At 68.9% G+C, this 16,700-nt stretch carries 14 protein-coding genes; 12 read left to right on the top strand and 2 right to left on the bottom strand.

All coding sequences use genetic code 11. The features are described from left to right. The first annotated feature begins 26 nt into the window (after positions 1-26). From BrevBR_RS14820 to phoB, 6 genes are all read left to right on the top strand, one after another. A complete protein-coding gene (locus BrevBR_RS14820) occupies positions 27-1,427 on the top strand; it encodes a sensor histidine kinase (protein WP_340001442.1) in 1,401 nt (466 codons plus the stop codon). Between the two features lie 136 nt (positions 1,428-1,563). Beyond that, positions 1,564-2,994: a phosphate ABC transporter permease subunit PstC gene (pstC, locus tag BrevBR_RS14825; protein ID WP_340001443.1), complete on the top strand. Its 1,431-nt coding sequence runs from the start codon at positions 1,564-1,566 to the stop codon at positions 2,992-2,994. After that, the gene (pstA, locus tag BrevBR_RS14830) at positions 2,987-4,273 is read left to right on the top strand and encodes a phosphate ABC transporter permease PstA (RefSeq protein WP_340001444.1); all 1,287 of its coding nucleotides are present in this window, start codon (positions 2,987-2,989) and stop codon (positions 4,271-4,273) included. Before pstC ends, pstA begins: the two co-directional genes overlap by 8 nt. A gap of 70 nt (positions 4,274-4,343) precedes the next feature. Further along, complete coding sequence (pstB, locus tag BrevBR_RS14835; RefSeq protein ID WP_340001468.1) at positions 4,344-5,141, top strand: phosphate ABC transporter ATP-binding protein PstB; 798 nt, start codon at positions 4,344-4,346, stop codon at positions 5,139-5,141. Beyond that, positions 5,141-5,866 (top strand): phosphate signaling complex protein PhoU, encoded by a 726-nt coding sequence (gene phoU, locus BrevBR_RS14840; RefSeq protein WP_332639126.1) that lies wholly within the window; start codon positions 5,141-5,143, stop codon positions 5,864-5,866. Before pstB ends, phoU begins: the two co-directional genes overlap by 1 nt. A 14-nt stretch (positions 5,867-5,880) precedes the next feature. Then, entirely contained in the window at positions 5,881-6,570 is a 690-nt protein-coding gene (phoB, locus tag BrevBR_RS14845) for a phosphate regulon transcriptional regulator PhoB (RefSeq protein WP_331037162.1), read from the top strand. Here the strand turns inward: phoB and BrevBR_RS14850 are convergent. Then, positions 6,546-6,896, bottom strand: a complete 351-nt coding sequence (locus BrevBR_RS14850) for a hypothetical protein (RefSeq protein ID WP_332639124.1) — start codon at positions 6,894-6,896, stop codon at positions 6,546-6,548. The two genes, phoB and BrevBR_RS14850, sit on opposite strands and share 25 nt — an antisense overlap. 131 nt (positions 6,897-7,027) lie before the next feature. Between BrevBR_RS14850 and BrevBR_RS14855 the strand changes: the two genes are divergently transcribed. Both BrevBR_RS14855 and BrevBR_RS14860 read left to right on the top strand, forming a co-directional pair. Then, positions 7,028-8,860, top strand: a complete 1,833-nt coding sequence (locus tag BrevBR_RS14855) for a gamma-glutamyltransferase family protein (protein ID WP_340001445.1) — start codon at positions 7,028-7,030, stop codon at positions 8,858-8,860. After that, positions 8,860-9,279, top strand: coding sequence for a hypothetical protein (locus tag BrevBR_RS14860; protein WP_332639121.1), 420 nt, complete (start codon positions 8,860-8,862; stop codon positions 9,277-9,279). The genes BrevBR_RS14855 and BrevBR_RS14860 overlap by 1 nt, the downstream gene beginning before the upstream one ends. Positions 9,280-9,282: 3 nt before the next feature. Here BrevBR_RS14860 and BrevBR_RS14865 read toward each other — a convergent pair whose 3' ends face one another. Beyond that, positions 9,283-10,194 (bottom strand): Hsp33 family molecular chaperone, encoded by a 912-nt coding sequence (locus BrevBR_RS14865; RefSeq protein ID WP_340001469.1) that lies wholly within the window; start codon positions 10,192-10,194, stop codon positions 9,283-9,285. A 216-nt stretch (positions 10,195-10,410) separates the two neighbouring features. Between BrevBR_RS14865 and BrevBR_RS14870 the strand changes: the two genes are divergently transcribed. The 4 genes from BrevBR_RS14870 (at position 10,411) to BrevBR_RS14890 (ending at position 16,648) form a co-directional block, all read left to right on the top strand. Next, positions 10,411-11,817 carry an SDR family oxidoreductase gene (locus tag BrevBR_RS14870; RefSeq protein WP_340001446.1) on the top strand — a complete coding sequence of 469 codons (1,407 nt, stop codon included), beginning with the start codon at positions 10,411-10,413 and terminating at the stop codon, positions 11,815-11,817. A 193-nt stretch (positions 11,818-12,010) separates the two neighbouring features. After that, positions 12,011-13,903: a phosphoglycerate dehydrogenase gene (serA, locus tag BrevBR_RS14880; RefSeq protein WP_445214766.1), complete on the top strand. Its 1,893-nt coding sequence runs from the start codon at positions 12,011-12,013 to the stop codon at positions 13,901-13,903. Positions 13,904-13,992: 89 nt separating this feature from the next. Beyond that, complete coding sequence (locus BrevBR_RS14885) at positions 13,993-15,807, top strand: autotransporter domain-containing protein (protein WP_340001447.1); 1,815 nt, start codon at positions 13,993-13,995, stop codon at positions 15,805-15,807. Positions 15,808-16,024: 217 nt separating this feature from the next. Then, entirely contained in the window at positions 16,025-16,648 is a 624-nt protein-coding gene (locus tag BrevBR_RS14890) for a M23 family metallopeptidase (RefSeq protein ID WP_332639117.1), read from the top strand. Positions 16,649-16,700: the final 52 nt, after the last annotated feature.

The following is a 16,700-nucleotide window of genomic DNA, read 5'->3' on the forward strand; positions in this document are numbered from 1 at the left end:
AGTCGCCCGCGCCAGCGAAAGCGTGAATGCCCTACGAAGTCTCCTCATCCCCCGTCGCGCCCCGGTCCGGATCCCGGCTGTGGACCGTCGGCGCCAGCGCCGGCATCGCTATCGCCGCCCTGGTCCTGGCGGCCATTTTCCAGCCGGCGGCGGCCGGCTGGCTGTTCGGGGTCGCCATTCTGGTCGGCCTGTCGACCTGGATGATCCACCGCCGGCCGCCGGTCGAGGCCGGCGCGACCGACGCGGCGCAGGTCGCGGAGCCGCCGTCGGACCGGCTGCTGCTGGACAGCGTCTTCGAGGCCCTGGCCGACCCCGTGCTGGTCGTGTCGGGCGGCGAGGCCGACGACATCGCCGGGCGCCGTATCGTCCTGGCCAACACCGCGGCGCGCGATCTGCTTCGCATCCAGGCCGAGGGGGCCCTGCTGGTGCCGGTGCTGCGCGACCCGGCGGTGCTGGAGGCGGTGGACGAGGCCCTGTTCGGCGGTCTGACGCGCACCACGGACTACGCCGGCGTCGGCGCCCAGACGCGGCACTGGCGCGCCCTGACCCGCCCCCTGCCCTCGCCCGACCGGCGGACCCTGGCGCTGCTGGTTCTGCGCGACGAGACCGAGGTGCGGCGCATGGAGTTGATGCGGGTCGACTTCCTCGCCAACGCCAGCCACGAGCTGAAGACTCCGCTGGCGTCGCTGTCGGGCTTCATCGAGACGCTGAAGGGTCACGCCAGGGACGACCCGAAGGCGCGCGACAAATTCCTCGACATCATGGCTGCGCAGGCGGACCGCATGAGCCGTCTGGTCGCCGACCTGCTGTCGCTCAGCCGGATCGAGCTGAACGAACACATCCCCCCGTCCGGACGGGTCGATCTGGCCCGCGCCGCCGCCGACGTGGTCGATGCGGTCAGCGTCCTGTCGGCGGACCGCGAAGTCGTTCTGAACCTGCCGGACCGCGGCCTGAGCGCGCCGGTCCACGGGGACCGCGACGAAATTCTGCAGGTGGTCCAGAATCTGGTCGACAACGCGATCAAATATTCCCCCACCGGCGGCGCGGTGGAGATCGACATCCAGCCCGACATCGCCCTGGACGCGGCGTCCGCCCCCTGGTCCGGCGGCAATCGCGGCGACGGCGCGACCCGGCTGCCGCTGGTCACGCCCGACCGCGAAACCGGCCAGCGCTACGCCGCTATCACCGTGCGCGACCACGGCCCCGGCCTCGCGCGCGAACACCTGCCCCGCCTGACCGAGCGGTTCTATCGAGTCGAGGGGCAGAAGAGCGGCGAACGCCAGGGAACGGGCCTGGGTCTGGCCATCGTCAAACATATCGTCAACCGCCATCGCGGCGGGCTGACGGTGGAGAGCGCGCCGGGCCATGGCGCGGTATTCACGGCCTATTTTCCCGTCGCCGCCCCGCGCGCCACGACGGACATATGACAACACAGCGTCGCGAGGCCCTGCAGCGTAACAGAACTGTCATTCACTCGTCGTAATCCGCTGACCATTCCCGGGCAGTTATCGCGACGGGGCGTACGGGGAACCGACGTCCCGATTCCTGTTGTTCCGGACCTCCATGACCTGGCTTTTCCTGCCGATCCTGATCGCCGCAGCCGTCGCCGCCTATCTGGGGGGACGGAGGCTGGCCCGTCGGCGCGGCGAAGGCCAGCGCCCCCATTCCCGCCCGGGCCAGCACGGCGCCTACGCCCTGATCTGGACTGCGGTTCCGGCCTTGGCCATCCTGATCGCGGCCAGCGTCTTCTCCGGTCCGGTCCAGCAGCAGCTCACCGCTTCGGGCGCCCCCGAAGCCGTGCAACAGCTCGAACCCTTCCGCCGCGAGGCCTTCTTCGCCGACGCTCGCGCGGTCGGCGCCGGCCGTCCCGCGGCGCAGATCTGGCCGGCCCCCTACGCCGAACTCCTGCCGGCGGAGGGCCGACGCGCCGCCCGGATCGACCTGATGCTGCAGGTCGGCGCCGGCGTGGCCGCCCTGCTCGTCGGCCTTCTCGGCGCCCTGTTCGTCTTCGGTCAGATCCGCCCCGGCATGCGCGCCCGCAACCGTGTCGAGGGCTGGGTCGTCGGCGTGCTGTTCGTCTGTTCGGCCGTCGCCATCCTGACCACCGTCGGCATCATCGCCTCGCTGGTCTACGACTCGATGCGGTTCTTCTCCTCGGTGCCGATCACGGAGTTCCTGTTCGGAACCCAGTGGAGTCCCCAGACCGCCATCCGCGCCGATCAGGTCGGCTCGACCGGCGCCTTCGGGGCCCTGCCGCTGTTCGCCGGCACCTTCCTGATCATGCTGATCGCCATGTTCGTGGCGGCCCCGGTCGGTCTGTTCTCGGCCATCTATCTGTCGGAATACGCAGGACCGACCTTCCGCGCCGTGATCAAGCCGGTGCTCGAGATTCTCGCTGGCGTGCCGACCGTCGTCTACGGCTTCTTCGCCGCCCTGACCGTGGGCCCCGCCTTCCGCGCCTTCTTCAATGAAATCGGCGCCCTGCTGGTCGGCGGACCGCTGGACGGCCTCGGCCAGTATCTGATGCTGGTCCAGAACCAGATGGCGCTGGTGGCCGGCATGGTCATGGGCATCATGCTGATCCCCTTCGTCAGCTCCCTGTCCGACGACATCATCAACGCCGTGCCCCAGTCGCTGCGCGACGGCTCCTACGCCATGGGCGCGACGAAGTCGGAGACGGTCAAACGGGTGCTTCTGCCCGCGGCCCTGCCCGGCGTCGCCGGCGCCATGCTGCTGGCCATGTCGCGGGCCATCGGCGAGACGATGATCGTGACCATGGCCGCCGGCCTTGCCGCCCGCCTGACCCTGAACCCGCTGGACACCGTCACTACTGTGACCGTCCAGATCGTCACCCTGCTGACGGGCGACCAGGAGTTCAACAGCCCCAAGACCCTGTCCGCCTTCGGCCTCGGCCTGACCCTGTTCCTGGTGACCCTGGCGCTGAACATCGTCGCCCAGCGCATCGTCCAGACCTATCGGCAGCAATATGACTGACGCGACCGTCACGCCCGAGATGCGCGCCGACCGCCTGCGCGCGGGCCTGAAGCGACGCTACGCCCGCGAGGGCCGGTTCAAGCTGTACGGCCTGCTGGCCATCGGCGTGGCCGTCGGCTTCCTGTTGCTGCTGCTGGGCCGCATCATCGAACAGGGCCACACGGCCTTCTACGCCCATACCGTCACCGTGCCCGTCTACATGGACCCGGCACGGGTCGACCGCGCCTATCCGCAGGGGACCAATTTCGAACTGCTGGTCGCCGAACAGCAGCTGGCGCGGTTCGGTGTCGCCGACGACGCCCAGGGCTCGAAGGCCGCCGCCATGCGCGGCCTGTTTTCCTCGGAACTGAAATTCGCCGCCGCCGCCCGCATCCAGAGCAATCCGAACCTGATCGGCCAGACCGTGCCGATCGCGGCCCCGGTGTCCGACGACGCCGATCTGTTCTTCAAGCACGAGATTTCGCGCGACACCCCCGCCGACCAGCGCCGCCTGACGGACGAACAGATCGGCTGGCTGGACCGGATGAGGGATTCGGGCGCCGTCGCCGCCCACTTCAACAGCGGCCTGTTCACCAAGGGCGACTCCACCGAGCCGGAGCTGGCCGGGGTGCTGGGCGCCGTCGTCGGTTCGGCCCTGATGCTGCTGGTCACTGCCTTCATCGCCATCCCCTTGGGCGTCGGCGCGGCCCTGTATCTGGAAGAGTTCGCCCCCCGCGGCCGGATCACCGACCTGATCGAGGTCAACATCAACAACCTGGCCGCCGTGCCGTCGATCATCTACGGCCTGCTGGGTCTGGCCCTGTTCATCAACTGGATGCACCTGCCGCGCGCCAGTCCGCTGGTCGGCGGGCTGGTCCTGGCCCTGATGGCCCTGCCGACCATCATCATCGCCACCCGTTCGTCGCTGAAGGCCGTACCGCCCTCGATCCGCGAGGCCGCCCTGGCCATGGGCGCCTCGAAGACCCAGACCGTCTTCCACCACACCCTGCCCCTGGCGATGCCGGGCGTCATGACCGGCGCCATCATCTCCATGGCTCACGCCCTGGGCGAGACCGCCCCCCTGCTGCTGATCGGCATGGTCAGCTTCATTCCGGGCATTCCGCACAGCATCGGCGAGCCGACCGGCGCCCTGCCCTCCCTCGTCTACATCTGGGAAAACGCTTCCGAACGCGCCTTCCATGAGCGCACGGCCGCGGCCATCCTTGTCCTTCTCGCCTTCATGATCGTCATGAACGCCGCCGCCATCTTCCTGCGCCGGCGCTTCGAACGCCGGTGGTAGCCCGATGAAATTCAACCTTTTCCGCGCTCCCGACGGCGTCGAAGGCGGTTCGCCCTCCGACACTCCTGTCATGGCCGCCCCGCCGGTCGTGCACAGCTCGGGCCCCGTCGGTCCGACCAAGATCACGGCGCGCGACGTCTCGGTCTTCTACAACGGCAAACAGGCGCTCTATGACGTCTCGCTGGACATTCCGGACAAGACCGTCACGGCCCTGATCGGCCCGTCGGGCTGCGGCAAGTCCACCTTCCTGCGGACCATGAACCGCATGAACGACACCATCCCCGGCGCCAGGGTCACCGGCCGGATCGAGATGGACGGCGAGGACATCAACGCCAAAACGGTCGACCCCGTCCTGCTGCGCGCGCGCGTCGGCATGGTGTTCCAGAAGCCCAACCCCTTCCCCAAGACCATCTACGAAAACGTCGCCTATGGCCCGCGCATCCACGGCCTGGCCGCTTCAAGGGCCGAACTCGACGGCGTGGTCGAGGCCTCGTTGAAACGCGCCGGTCTGTGGGAAGAGGTCGCCGACCGACTCCACTCGCCCGGGACCGGTCTGTCGGGCGGCCAGCAGCAGCGTCTCGTCATCGCCCGCGCCATCGCCGTCGAGCCGGAAGTCATCCTGATGGACGAGCCCTGCTCGGCCCTGGACCCGATCGCCACGGCCAAGATCGAGGAACTGATCGACGAACTGCGCGAACGCTACTGCATCGTCATCGTCACCCACTCCATGGCCCAGGCCGCCCGGGTCAGCCAGCGCACCGCCTTCTTCCACCTGGGCCGCCTCATCGAGACCGGCGACACCGAAGACATCTTCACCAATCCCCGCGAGCGGCGCACGCTGGACTACATCACCGGAAGGTTCGGCTGATGAACCAGCACACCGTCAAGGCCTATGGCGACGAACTGAACCAGCTGACGGCCGAGGTCGCCCGCATGGGGGGCCTGGCCGAAGCCCAGGTCGCCGACGCCGTCGACAGCGTCGCCCGCCGCGACATCGCCCTGGCCCGCGCCGTGGTCGATCGCGACGCCAAACTGGACGCCATGCACCGCGACATCGAGCGCAAGGCCATCCGCCTGATCGCCCTGCGCCAGCCCGTCGCCTCGGACCTGCGCCGCACCCTGGCCTCGATGAAGCTGGCGGTCGATCTGGAGCGCACCGGCGACCTGGCCAAGAACATCGCCAAGCGCGGCCTGATCCTGGCCGAGGGCGATCCGATGCCGCCGCTGACCCGGTCCATCGAGCGGATGGGGAAACTGGTCTCGATGCGGCTGCGCGACGTGCTGGACGCCTACGCCGCCGCCGAGGTCGACCGCGCCATCGCCGTCTGGAACACCGACGACGAGGTGGATGAGCACTACAACGCCCTGTTCCGCGAATTGCTGACCTACATGATGGGCGACCCGCGTACGATCACGGCCGGCACCCACCTGCTGTTCATGGCCAAGAACCTCGAGCGCATCGGCGATCACGCCACCAACATCGCTGAAACCATCTACTACGAGATCACGGGCCAGGAGTTCACGGGCGAGCGTCCCCGCTGGAATCCGGACCCGCTCGCCCCCGCTGACGACACCGACCCGACGACCGCCTGACCGGAGAGTTCGACGTGCAGCCTTATGTTCTGGTGATGGAAGACGAGGACGCCCTGGCGACCTTGCTCTCGTACAATCTCGAAAAGGAAGGCTATCGCGTCGTCGTCGCCTCGGACGGCGAGGAGGGTATGCTGCAGATCGACGAGCGCCTTCCGGACCTCGTCCTGCTGGACTGGATGCTGCCCAAACTGTCGGGCATCGAGGTCTGCCGTCGCATCCGCGGCCGCGCCGAGACCCGCAACCTGCCGATCATCATGCTGACCGCGCGCGGCGAGGAGAGTGACCGCATCCGCGGCCTCGATACCGGCGCCGACGACTATCTGACCAAGCCCTTCTCGATGTCGGAGCTGATCGCCCGCATCCGCGCCGTCCTGCGCCGCATCCGCCCGGGTCTGGCCGACGACCGCATCAACCACGGCGACATCGTCATCGACCGCGTGGCGCACCGCGTTCGCCGCGCCGGCAACGAAATCCACCTCGGCCCCACCGAATTCCGCCTGCTGGACCATCTGATGCAGCACCCGGGCCGGGTGTTCAGCCGCGAACAGCTGCTGGACGCCGTCTGGGGCAGCGACGTCTACGTCGAGGCCCGCACCGTCGACGTCCACGTCGGCCGTCTGCGCAAGGCGCTGAACGTCGAAGGCACGGTCAACCCGATCCGGACGGTCCGCTCGGCGGGTTATTCGCTCGATCTGGGCGGCTGAAGCCGGACCGGCGGCGTGGTGCGTCCCAGTTCCCGGATGAAGCCGTCCTGCGAGCCGGGCAGGCCGTATGAAATCGGCGCGGGGCACCCCCTGACCGTCCGATCCAGCAACAGATAACGCCGGACCTCGCCATCCATTCTCCAGGTCAGGTCCGGCCGCAGTTCCCGGCCGCCGGACGGCTGTTCGATCCGTTGGTACCCGCCGCCCTCGCAGCGCGGCACGCCCGAGGTGTCGATCACCCGGAGACGAATCCCGGGATCAGGCGTCGGAACAGCTGCGCCTTGCACCAACGGGTCTGAAACGAGGATCAGCAGAAGCGGCAGCATGACAAGGTCTCCGTGCGCGGACAGTCTACTCCTGATCGCGGCAGGCGTCATCGGGCGGCCGGAGCGAAGGATCGACTTCCCACGGCTGGTGAAGCAGCTAGGGTCCCCTCCTCAGTTCAGGGAGTCCGCCCATGCGCCGCCGCACCTTCCTCTCCACCCTGCCCGCAGGCGCCCTCCTCGCCGGAGCCGGCGCAGCGGCCGCCGGCGCGTCGCGCGCGGCCCCTCTCGCTCCCGCCCGCCAGACCACGCCCGCCGACCCCTTCGCCGGCATCGGTCCCGGCAACCGCAACAGCGGCGCCCAGTTCGTCAGCCGCTCCACCGTCTGGGGCCGGCACGGAGCCGCCGCCACGGCCCATCCGCGCGCCACCCTGATCGGTATAGACACCCTGAGGCGCGGCGGCTCGGCCATCGACGCGGCCATCGCCATCAACGCCGCCCTCGGCTTCCTCGAGCCCACCGCCAACGGCATCGGCGGCGACGCCTTCTGCATGCTGTGGGACCCGGCGCAGAGGAAGGTCGTCGGCTTCAACGGCTCCGGAAACAGCCCCCGCGGCCTGTCGCTGGAAACCGCCCGCTCGAAGAAGGCCGGGGACGGCTATCTGCCGCCCTATGGCGCAGTCACCGTCAATGTCCCCGGCACGGTCGACGCCTGGTGGAGCGCGCACCAGCGCTACGGCAAGCTGCCGTGGAAGGATGTCCTGCTGCCCGTCGCCGAACTGTGCGAGGAGGGGGTGCCCATGCCCCAGCTGATCGCTTGGTACCTCGAGCGCAACATGGCCAATTTCGATCGCCGGTCCGCGATCATCGAGGAGAACGACAACCGGAAAAAGGTCTACGCCCGCGACGGACGCACCCCGGCGGTCGGCGAGGTCTTCGCCAACCCCGACCTGGGCCGCACCTACCGCCTGATCGCCGAGGGCGGGCGCGACGCCTTCTACGATGGTCCGATCGCCGACCACATCGAACGCTATTTCCGCCGCATCGGCGGCTGGATGACCCGCGCCGACATGGCGCCCCATCGCACCGAATGGGTCGAGCCGATCCGCACCGACTATCGCGGCGTCGACGTCTACGGCCTTGGCCCCAACACCCAGGGCCTGTCGACCAATCAGATCCTCAACATCTGCGAGAATTTCGACCTCAGGGGCATGGGCTTCCAGTCCGCCGCCTCGATCCACCATCAGGCCGAGGCCAAGCGGCTGGCCTTTGAGGACCGGGCCAGATGGTTCGCCGACGAACGGTTCAGCCGCACCCCGGTCGAATGGCTGAACTCCAAGGCCTACGCCGCTGAACGCGCCCGCCTGATCGGCCCCGACCGGGTCATGGACCGCGTCTTCCCCGGCGATGCGCCGACCCGGGGCGACACCACCTATTTCAGCGTCGCCGACAAGGACGGCATGATGGTCAGCTGGATCCAGTCCAACTACCGCGGCATGGGCTCGGGCCTGGTGTCCGACGGCCCCGACGGCTCGACCCTGGGCTTCATGTTCCAGGACCGCGGCGAGCTGTTCAATCTCACGGACGGCCACCCCAACGTCTACGCCCCGGGCAAACGCCCCTTCCACACCATCATCCCCGGCTTCGCCTGCAGGGGCGGCGAGCCGTGGATGGCCTATGGCGTCATGGGCGGCGGCATGCAGCCCCAGGGCCAGGCTCAGATCATCATCAACATGGTCGACTACGGCCTCGATCCGCAGGAGGCCGGCGACGCGCCGCGCTGGCAGCATGAGGGCTCGTCCGAACCGAGCGGCCATCCCTCCGAAGGCGTCGGGACCCTGTTCCTCGAAACCGGCGTCCCTGCGGCTTCGAAGGCGCAGCTGGAGGCCATGGGCTGGGTCCTCGGCGGTCCCAACGGCGGCTTCGGCGGCTATCAGAACGTGGTGCGTCAGATCAACGAGCGCGGGCCGTGGACCTATGGCGCGGCGTCGGAGATGCGGAAAGACGGCATCGCGCTGGCGTACTGATGGCGGACATCGACCTCACCGGCCGCTGGACCGGCGTCTATTTCTATCCTGTGGATCCCGTTCAGAACCCCTTCGACGATTGCCCGCCGACACCGTTCATCGCCGAGCTGAGCGATGTCGCTGGCACGGTGACGGGTACGACATCGGAGCCCGACGTGATGTACGACGCCTCGGTCGATATCCCGTCCGTCATAGACGGCAGTCACGACGGGAGCACCCTTCGCTTCGCCAAGTTCAGCGACGCTCCCGAAGGATTTGATGACCCGATCCACTATGAAGGCGCCATCTCAAGCGACGGCCTGACGGTTGAGGGTCGGTGGAGCATCCTTGGCGGGTGGTCGGGGACGTTCCGCATGCAGCGCCAGTCAGGCGCGGCTGCAAGTCGGGAAGCCGAAGCGGCGGACAGCATGACCCGCTAGAGGTCAGTCCGCCGTGATCTCTTCCGGCTCCAGCTCATAGACCGTCGCGCAATATTCGCACGTCACGCGGATCTTGCCGTCGGCCTCGACCATCCCGGCCCGTTCCTCGGGGTTGAACGAGGTCAGCACCCCGGCGATCCGGTCGCGCGAACAGCGGCACCGGGCCACCAGCGCCCGTGCATCCTCCAGCCGCACCCCGTCCTCGTGGAACAGGCGGAACAGCAGGGTCTCCGGCGTGATCGTCGGGTCCAGCAGCTCATCGTCGCCCAGCGTCTGGAACAGGGCCCGCGAGCGGTCCCAGGTCTCCTCGGTCGAGCCGCGCGCGTCGTCGCCCGCGATCAGCTGGATCAGCGCCCCGCCGGCCCGCCAGCCCATGCCCGCGTCCGTGGCGATCGAGCCGACCGACAGGCGCACCCTGGTCGGGATCTGTTCGGACTGCTGGAAATAATGTTCGGCCGCCAGGGAGAGGCTCTCGCCCTCGATCGGCGTGATTCCCTGGGTCCTTTCGAAGTCGGGGCCGCGGTCCAGCGTCATCACGAACACGCCCTGCCCCAGCAGGGAGCGCGCGCCTGGCCGGGCGAAGCCCTGCGAGGCCGCGGCGACCTCTTCCTCGTCGAAGCGGCAATAGCCTCGCATATGCCCCTCGGTGTCGTAGTCGGCGACCACATAGCGCACCGGCCCGTCGCCCTGCGCCTGCACGATCAGCCGGCCCTCGAACTTCAGGCTCGACCCCACCAGGGCCGCCAGGGCGCAGGCCTCGCCCAGCAGGGCGGCGACCGGCTCCGGATAGTTGTGCGCCGACAGGATGGCGTCGATGGTGTCGCCCAGCCGCACCAGCCGGCCGCGCACAGGCCAACCCTCGATCTGGAAGGCGGCGGCCAGATCGTCGGCGGAGTTGGCAGGCGAAGGCGACATATGCGCGTGATCGGTCACGGGCGATCCTCGAAGGGAAAAGGGAGCCCGCCAAGATAGGGAGCCGATGCAGCGATGATAAGGCGCCCCCTCTCTCCTCTTGTCGTCACCCCGGCGAAGGCCGGGATGACCACAAGGGGTGAATCGCCTGAGCCCGGCCTTGCCCGCCCCCGGAATGACGGGGATACAGTCAGACGCCCCAAGGATGAGTCCGCGACCATGACCAAAGCGACCCTCAAGCCCCTGAACCAGCAAGCCATCGTCATCACCGGCGCCACTTCGGGCATCGGGCTGGCCACGGCCCGGCGGGCGGCCAAGGCCGGGGCCTGCGTCTTTCTGATCGCACGCGGAGAAAACGATCTGAAGACCCTGTGCGAAGAGCTGCAGCGCTCGGGCGCCCGGGCCGCCTGGGCCGTCGCCGACGTGGCCGACCACGACGCCCTGGCCGAAGCGGCCGAAAAATGCGTGCGCCTTTTCGGGGGCTTCGACACCTGGATCAACAACGCCGGCGTCTCGATCTACGGCGCCATCAGCGCCACCAGCCTGGGCGATCAGCGGCGGCTGTTCGAAACCAACTACTGGGGCGTGGTCAACGGCTCGTTGGTGGCGGCGGAGCACCTGAGACAGCGTGACGGCGGCGGCGCCATCATCAATGTCGGCTCCATAATGTCGGACGCGCCCCTGCCGATCCAGGGCGTCTATTCGGCCTCCAAACACGCGGTGAAAGGCTTCACCAACGCACTGCGCATGGAACTGATGCGCGAACAGGCTCCGATCGCCGTCAGCCTGGTCAAGCCCGCGGCGGTCGACACCCCCTACAGCAAGCATGCGCGCAACCTGACCGGCTATGCGACCCAGAACCCCCAGCCCGTCTATGCGACCCACGTCGTGGCCGACACCATCCTGTACTGCGCCAGCCATCCGATCCGCGAGATCACCGTCGGCGGCGGCGGCCGGCTGATCGCCAGCTTCTATTCGGTCCTGCCGGGTCTGGCGGAACCACTTCTGGCCCGGTTCGCTCCTAGCCTTATGCGGGACAGGAGTTCCGCGTATCAGCCGTTCGACGACGGGCTCTACGACCCCACCGACGACGGCCTCGACGAAGAGGTTCATTATCCCATGGTCCGCCAGTTTTCCGCCCTCGCCGAAGTCCGCAAACATCCGGGAATCGCGGGCGGCGTCATCGCCATTCTCGCGGGCGTCGGCCTCGCCGCCCTGTTGCTGAACCAGCGTTCGGGCCCGACCCGATACGAGCGCATGCGCGGCCGTCTCGATCCGCGCGGCTGGGTCGATACGCACGCCCTGCGCGACCGTTTCGGCGATCTGGCCGAAACCGTCCGCCATGGCTTCGCCGACGCGAGCGAACGCGCCTCGGACCTCAGCGATGAGGCCCGCCATCGCAGCGAACGCATCCTCCACGGCGCACGGCATTCCTCGCGCAAGGCCTTGAAGAAGCACGGCAAGACAGCTCGCCGCTACGCTCATGACGCCGGCGCCTACGCCAGGGACCACGCCCGGGAAGGCGGCGCCGCCCTGGCCCTCGCCACCATTGCCGCCGCCATCGGCGCCGCCGCGCTCGACGCCCGCCGCCCCGACAGTCGTCTGCGCAGCCTCGGAAAATTCTGACCTGCGTCCGTTCTGACGCAACGGCCTGACACACTGAGCGCCGGTCGTCCCTCATGGGGCGCCGGCGTCTTCATTTTTCAGGCAGCGGAAGCCGGCCGGCGGAAGGGCGAATGAGACCGGGACTGATGAAACTGCCTTTTGAGCGGACGAGCCGACCATTGCTGCAACTGCGAAGGTAGGCCAAGCTCGCCCCATGGCTGATCCGGCGACCTACGTCTTTGACTTTGATTCCACCCTCGTCCGCATCGAGACGCTGGAAGCCCTGGCCGATATCGCCCTGGCCGGCGCGCCCGACGCCGGGGCGATCCGCGCCGAGATCGTCCGCCTGACCGATCAGGCCATGACGGGCGATATCCCCTTCGGCGAGGCCCTGCGCCGCCGCCTCGAACTCCTGCCCCTGACCCGGGATCATATCGCCGAACTGGCGGGCCGCATCCTCGACGAGGGCACGCCCTCGGTGCGCCGCAACCTGCGCTTCTTCCATGAGAACGCCGACCGGATCGCCATCCTGTCCGGCGGCTTCCGCGAGATCATCGCTCCCCTCGCCGCGCACCTGCACATCCCGCCGGAGCGCGTCCTCTGCAACGACCTGACGTATGACGCGGCGGGCCGCGTCACCGGCGTCGATCAGGACAATCCCCTGGCTCACGCCGGCGGCAAGTCGATCGCGGTGAAGGCCCAGAATTTCGCCCATCCCGTCGTCATGATCGGCGACGGCTGGACCGACGCCGAGGTCCGCCTCTCGGGCGCCGCCGACCGGTTCCACGCCTTCACCGAAATCGCCCGCCGCGCACGCGTCGTGGCTGCCGCCGACAGCGTCTCGCCGTCGATGGACGAGTTCCTTCACGCGGAAGGCCTCGCCGGCCGCTGGTCCTACCCCCGGGCTCGCATCCGCATCCTGCTGCTCGAGAACGTCCACCCCGCCGCCGTCGAGCGGCTGCAGGAGGCCGGCTATTCGGTCGAAACCGTCAAGGGCGCCCTCGACGAGAACGCCCTGATCGAGGCGCTGCAGGGCGTGCATGTGCTGGGCGTCCGCTCCAAGACCCAGGTCAGCGCCCGCGTGCTGGAGGCGGCGCCCCGGCTGATGGCCATCGCCGCCTTCTGCATCGGCACCAACCAGATAGACCTTGAGGCCGCCGCCACCCGTGGCGTCGCCGTGTTCAACGCCCCCTATTCCAACACCCGCTCGGTCGTCGAACTCGCCGTCGGCCTGACCATCGCCCTGATGCGCGACGTGGCCGACAAGTCCGCCGCCATGCACCGCGGCGAATGGAACAAGTCCGCGACGGGCTCGCGCGAGCTGCGCGGCAAGACCCTGGGCATCGTCGGCTACGGCGCCATCGGCTCGCAGCTGTCGGTGCTGGCCGAAGGCCTGGGGATGCGGGTGATCTTCCATGACCTTACCGAGCGGCTGGCGCTGGGCAACGCCCGACGCATGGCCTCGCTGGACGCCCTGCTGGCCGAAAGCGACGTTGTCAGCCTTCACGTGGACGGCCGGGCCGACAACACCGCCCTGATCGACGCCGCCCGCCTGTCGAGGATGAAGCCCGGCGCCCTGCTGGTGAACCTGTCGCGCGGCCATGTCGTGGACATCGGCGCCCTCGCCCAGGCGCTGGGAGCGGGCCGGATCGGCGGCGCCGCCATCGACGTCTTCCCCGAGGAACCGGCGACCAACGCCGACCCGTTCGACAGCCCCCTTCGCGGCCTGCCGAACGTCATCCTGACGCCCCACATCGGCGGATCGACCGAAGAGGCCCAGGAAGCCATCGGCGAATTCGCCGCCGAACGCCTGCTGGCCTATCTGAACCGGGGCGACACGACCTTCTGCGTCAACCTGCCCAACGTGCAGCTGGCCGAGGTCTCCGGCGCCCACCGCATCCTGCACATCCACCGCAACCAGCCCGGCGTCCTGGCCGAGCTGAACCGCGAACTGGCCGCCGCCGGCCTCAACATCCTGGGACAGCATCTGAAGACCGACGAACGCACGGGCTATGTCATCACCGATGTCGACCGGGACTACGATCCGGAAGCGCTCCGCGCCCTGAAGGGTGTTGCCGGAACGCTGCGCTTCCGGATGCTGCACTGAAACCTTCCCTGACGGCATCTTGCGCCGACGCGAAAGCGGCGCACACTGCCCTCAACGGTCGCATGATGACGGCCGAGGGAGGATCATCGATGTCTCGTTTCCTGCGCAGCGCGGCGCTTGCCGCACTGACGGTCGCCGCCGCCGGCGCCATGGCCTCGGCCGCCAGCGCCCAGACCTACAGCCGCCTCGTCGTGTTCGGCGACAGCCTGAGCGACAATGGCAACCTGTATGCGATTTCGGGCCAGCCCACCTCGCCGCCCTACTTCCAGGGCCGCTTCTCCAACGGGCCGGTCTTCACCGAGCTGCTCGGTTTCAGCGCCGGGCGCTTCACCGCCGGCGCACCCGTGACTGGCAGCGTCAACTACGCCTTCGGCGGCGCCCGGACCGACAGCTCCGCCAGCCCTCCCGGCATGCGCAACCAGCTGCTGGCGTACACCGGCGCAGGCGGCACATTCGGCGCCAACGATCTGGTCAGCATCCTGGGCGGGGCCAACAATATCTTCCAGGCCGTTCCCGCCGCCGCGGGTTCGCCGAACCCGGCCGGCGCCATCCAGCCCGTGGCGCTTGCCGCCGCGGCGGACATCAACTTCATCGTCAACAGCGTGGCCACGGCGGGCGCCGGCACGATCCTGGTCACCAACCTGCCGAACCTCGCCCTGACGCCGCAGTTCAACCAGGGCCCGTTTGCGGCCGCCGCGCCGCTCGCCGACTACGCGGGGACCCAGTTCAACGGCGCCCTGCTCAACAGCCTGATGACCACCGCCGCCGCCCGTCCCGGCACGAACATCATCCTGATGGACATCTACAAGATCGGCGCGACCCTGGCCGGGAATCCGGGCCTCTTTGGCCTGACCAACGCCCACGACGCCTGCTTCAACGGCGTCACGGTCTGCGCCACGCCGGGCTCCTACCTGTACTGGGACAGCGTCCACCCGACCGCTGCGGGTCATCAGCTGCTGGCCCGGCTGGCCGTCGACTACCTCTACTATGGCGACATCGGCGCCCAATCGACCGTCCAGGCCGAAACCGGCTTCCGCCAGCGTGAGGACCTGCTGGACCTGACCGCTGAAGGCCTGTCGGGCCGCGCTGCCTGGGAAGCCGGCACCCGGCTGACCTTCGGCGCCATCGCCGACAGCGTCGAGATCGACGCGCGCGGCCCCGTGGCGGCGGCGGACGCGACGGGCTGGGGCATTCGCGCCGGTCTGGACCACGTCATGTCCGAAAGCTCGCGCATGGGCTTCACCGCCACCTACCGCACGGCCGAGGTCGAGGCGGGCCCCATGGACTTCGACGTTGAATCCTGGGCCTTCGACGCCTTCGCCGGCTGGCGTTCCGGGGGCCATTTCGTCAACGCCACGGTGGGCGGTTCGATCGACCATTATGACGACATCAGCCGTGTCACCTCGCTGGCCCCGATCGTCCACAGCGGCGAAACGGACGGCGGCAGCGTCGGCGCCCGCCTGCAGGGCGGCGTCTGGTTCGACATGGGCGGCATCGGCCTGTCGCCGCGCGCGGCGGTCAGCTGGGTCTCGACCGACGTCAACGGCTATACCGAGCAGGGCATCGGGGCCCAGTACGAGTACCAGGACCGTACCGTCCAGGCCGCCAGCGGCGAAATCACGCTGCGGGCCGAGGGCGGCGGCGACGGCTTCACCTTCTATGCCGAAGGCGGCTATCGCGACTCGTTCGGCGACAGCAGCGACGCCGTCGGCACCCGGATCACGGCCAACCCGGCCCAGATCCTGTCGCGGGAAATCGAGGATCCGTTCGGCGGCTCCCTGATTGCCTCGGCCGGCGTCGACGCCGACTTCGGACCGGTCAACATGACCATCGGCTATCGCGGCCGCTTCGGCGACCAGGCCGACGCTCACGTGGGGGCCATCACCTTCCGCCTGCCCCTGTAGGCGAGCGACAGCACCGGCAAGGGCGCGCGATCCAGTCGGGTCGCGCGCCCTTCTTGTTCCCTCCTGCGACGAACTGCCGCCCCCGCTCGCCCCAAAGCGGCCCCAGCGATCTTCGAAAAGGGCCGTCCACCGGTCGCTGGCCGCAGTGCGTCGCGTTCATTGCGGCCCGCCGGCGCCCTCCCCTGCTCTCCCGAGCCGAAGACGGAGCCGACGCCGCATGCGACGCCTGTTACCGACCGCCCGGTCGTTTCTCATCCATTCCGGTCAGGCCGCCGTACTGACCGGCGTCGCCGTCCTCGCCATGGCCGCCGCGCCACTGTCCGTTCCGGATGTCGCCGCGCCCGCTGCGACCTTCGCCGTCCCGGAGGCCCCGCCCGTGACCGCCGTGGCCGAGGCCGCGGGCCCGATCACCCGCCTGATCGCCTTCGACACCCCGGTGAAGGGCTATGCGATCAACTCGCCGTTCGGTCGCCGCCACCTGGCCGGCCAGAAGGCCAGCAATCACGAGGGCGTCGACATCGCGGCGCCGCAAGGCACCGGAGTCTTCGTGGCGGCCGAGGGTTCAGTCGTCCGCTCCGGGTATGACGCCGCCGGCTACGGCCGGTTCGTCGAAATCCGCCACCCCAACGGCATGACCACCCTCTACGGCCACCTCAGCCGGCTGGACGTCGCCTCGGGCGACAAGGTGGATGGCGGACAGCGCATCGGCCTGGTGGGCTCGACGGGGCGGTCGACCGGCCCCCATCTGCATTTCGAGGTTCGTCGCGGCGATCGCCTGGTGAATCCGGTCAAGGTCATGGGCCGCGAGTTCCCGGTTGTGGTCCAGGCAACCTCAGCCTGATTTTTCGCCGTTACGGCGACGGTTTCTTCACCACTCCTCCCCGATAGTCCCG

Origin of the sequence: Brevundimonas sp. BR2-1, from assembly GCF_037626195.1 — a bacterium.
GTDB lineage: Bacteria > Pseudomonadota > Alphaproteobacteria > Caulobacterales > Caulobacteraceae > Brevundimonas.

Coding starts and splice junctions, on each gene's coding strand:
- BrevBR_RS14820 (WP_340001442.1), top strand. CDS start 27: ATGCCCTACGAAGTCTCCTCATCCCCCGTCGCGCCCCGGTCCGGATCC.
- pstA (WP_340001444.1), top strand. CDS start 2,987: ATGACTGACGCGACCGTCACGCCCGAGATGCGCGCCGACCGCCTGCGC.
- BrevBR_RS14885 (WP_340001447.1), top strand. CDS start 13,993: ATGTCTCGTTTCCTGCGCAGCGCGGCGCTTGCCGCACTGACGGTCGCC.
- pstC (WP_340001443.1), top strand. CDS start 1,564: ATGACCTGGCTTTTCCTGCCGATCCTGATCGCCGCAGCCGTCGCCGCC.
- BrevBR_RS14890 (WP_332639117.1), top strand. CDS start 16,025: ATGCGACGCCTGTTACCGACCGCCCGGTCGTTTCTCATCCATTCCGGT.
- pstB (WP_340001468.1), top strand. CDS start 4,344: ATGGCCGCCCCGCCGGTCGTGCACAGCTCGGGCCCCGTCGGTCCGACC.
- BrevBR_RS14865 (WP_340001469.1), bottom strand. CDS start 10,194: ATGTCGCCTTCGCCTGCCAACTCCGCCGACGATCTGGCCGCCGCCTTC.
- serA (WP_445214766.1), top strand. CDS start 12,011: ATGGCTGATCCGGCGACCTACGTCTTTGACTTTGATTCCACCCTCGTC.
- BrevBR_RS14860 (WP_332639121.1), top strand. CDS start 8,860: ATGGCGGACATCGACCTCACCGGCCGCTGGACCGGCGTCTATTTCTAT.
- BrevBR_RS14850 (WP_332639124.1), bottom strand. CDS start 6,896: ATGCTGCCGCTTCTGCTGATCCTCGTTTCAGACCCGTTGGTGCAAGGC.
- BrevBR_RS14855 (WP_340001445.1), top strand. CDS start 7,028: ATGCGCCGCCGCACCTTCCTCTCCACCCTGCCCGCAGGCGCCCTCCTC.
- BrevBR_RS14870 (WP_340001446.1), top strand. CDS start 10,411: ATGACCAAAGCGACCCTCAAGCCCCTGAACCAGCAAGCCATCGTCATC.
- phoU (WP_332639126.1), top strand. CDS start 5,141: ATGAACCAGCACACCGTCAAGGCCTATGGCGACGAACTGAACCAGCTG.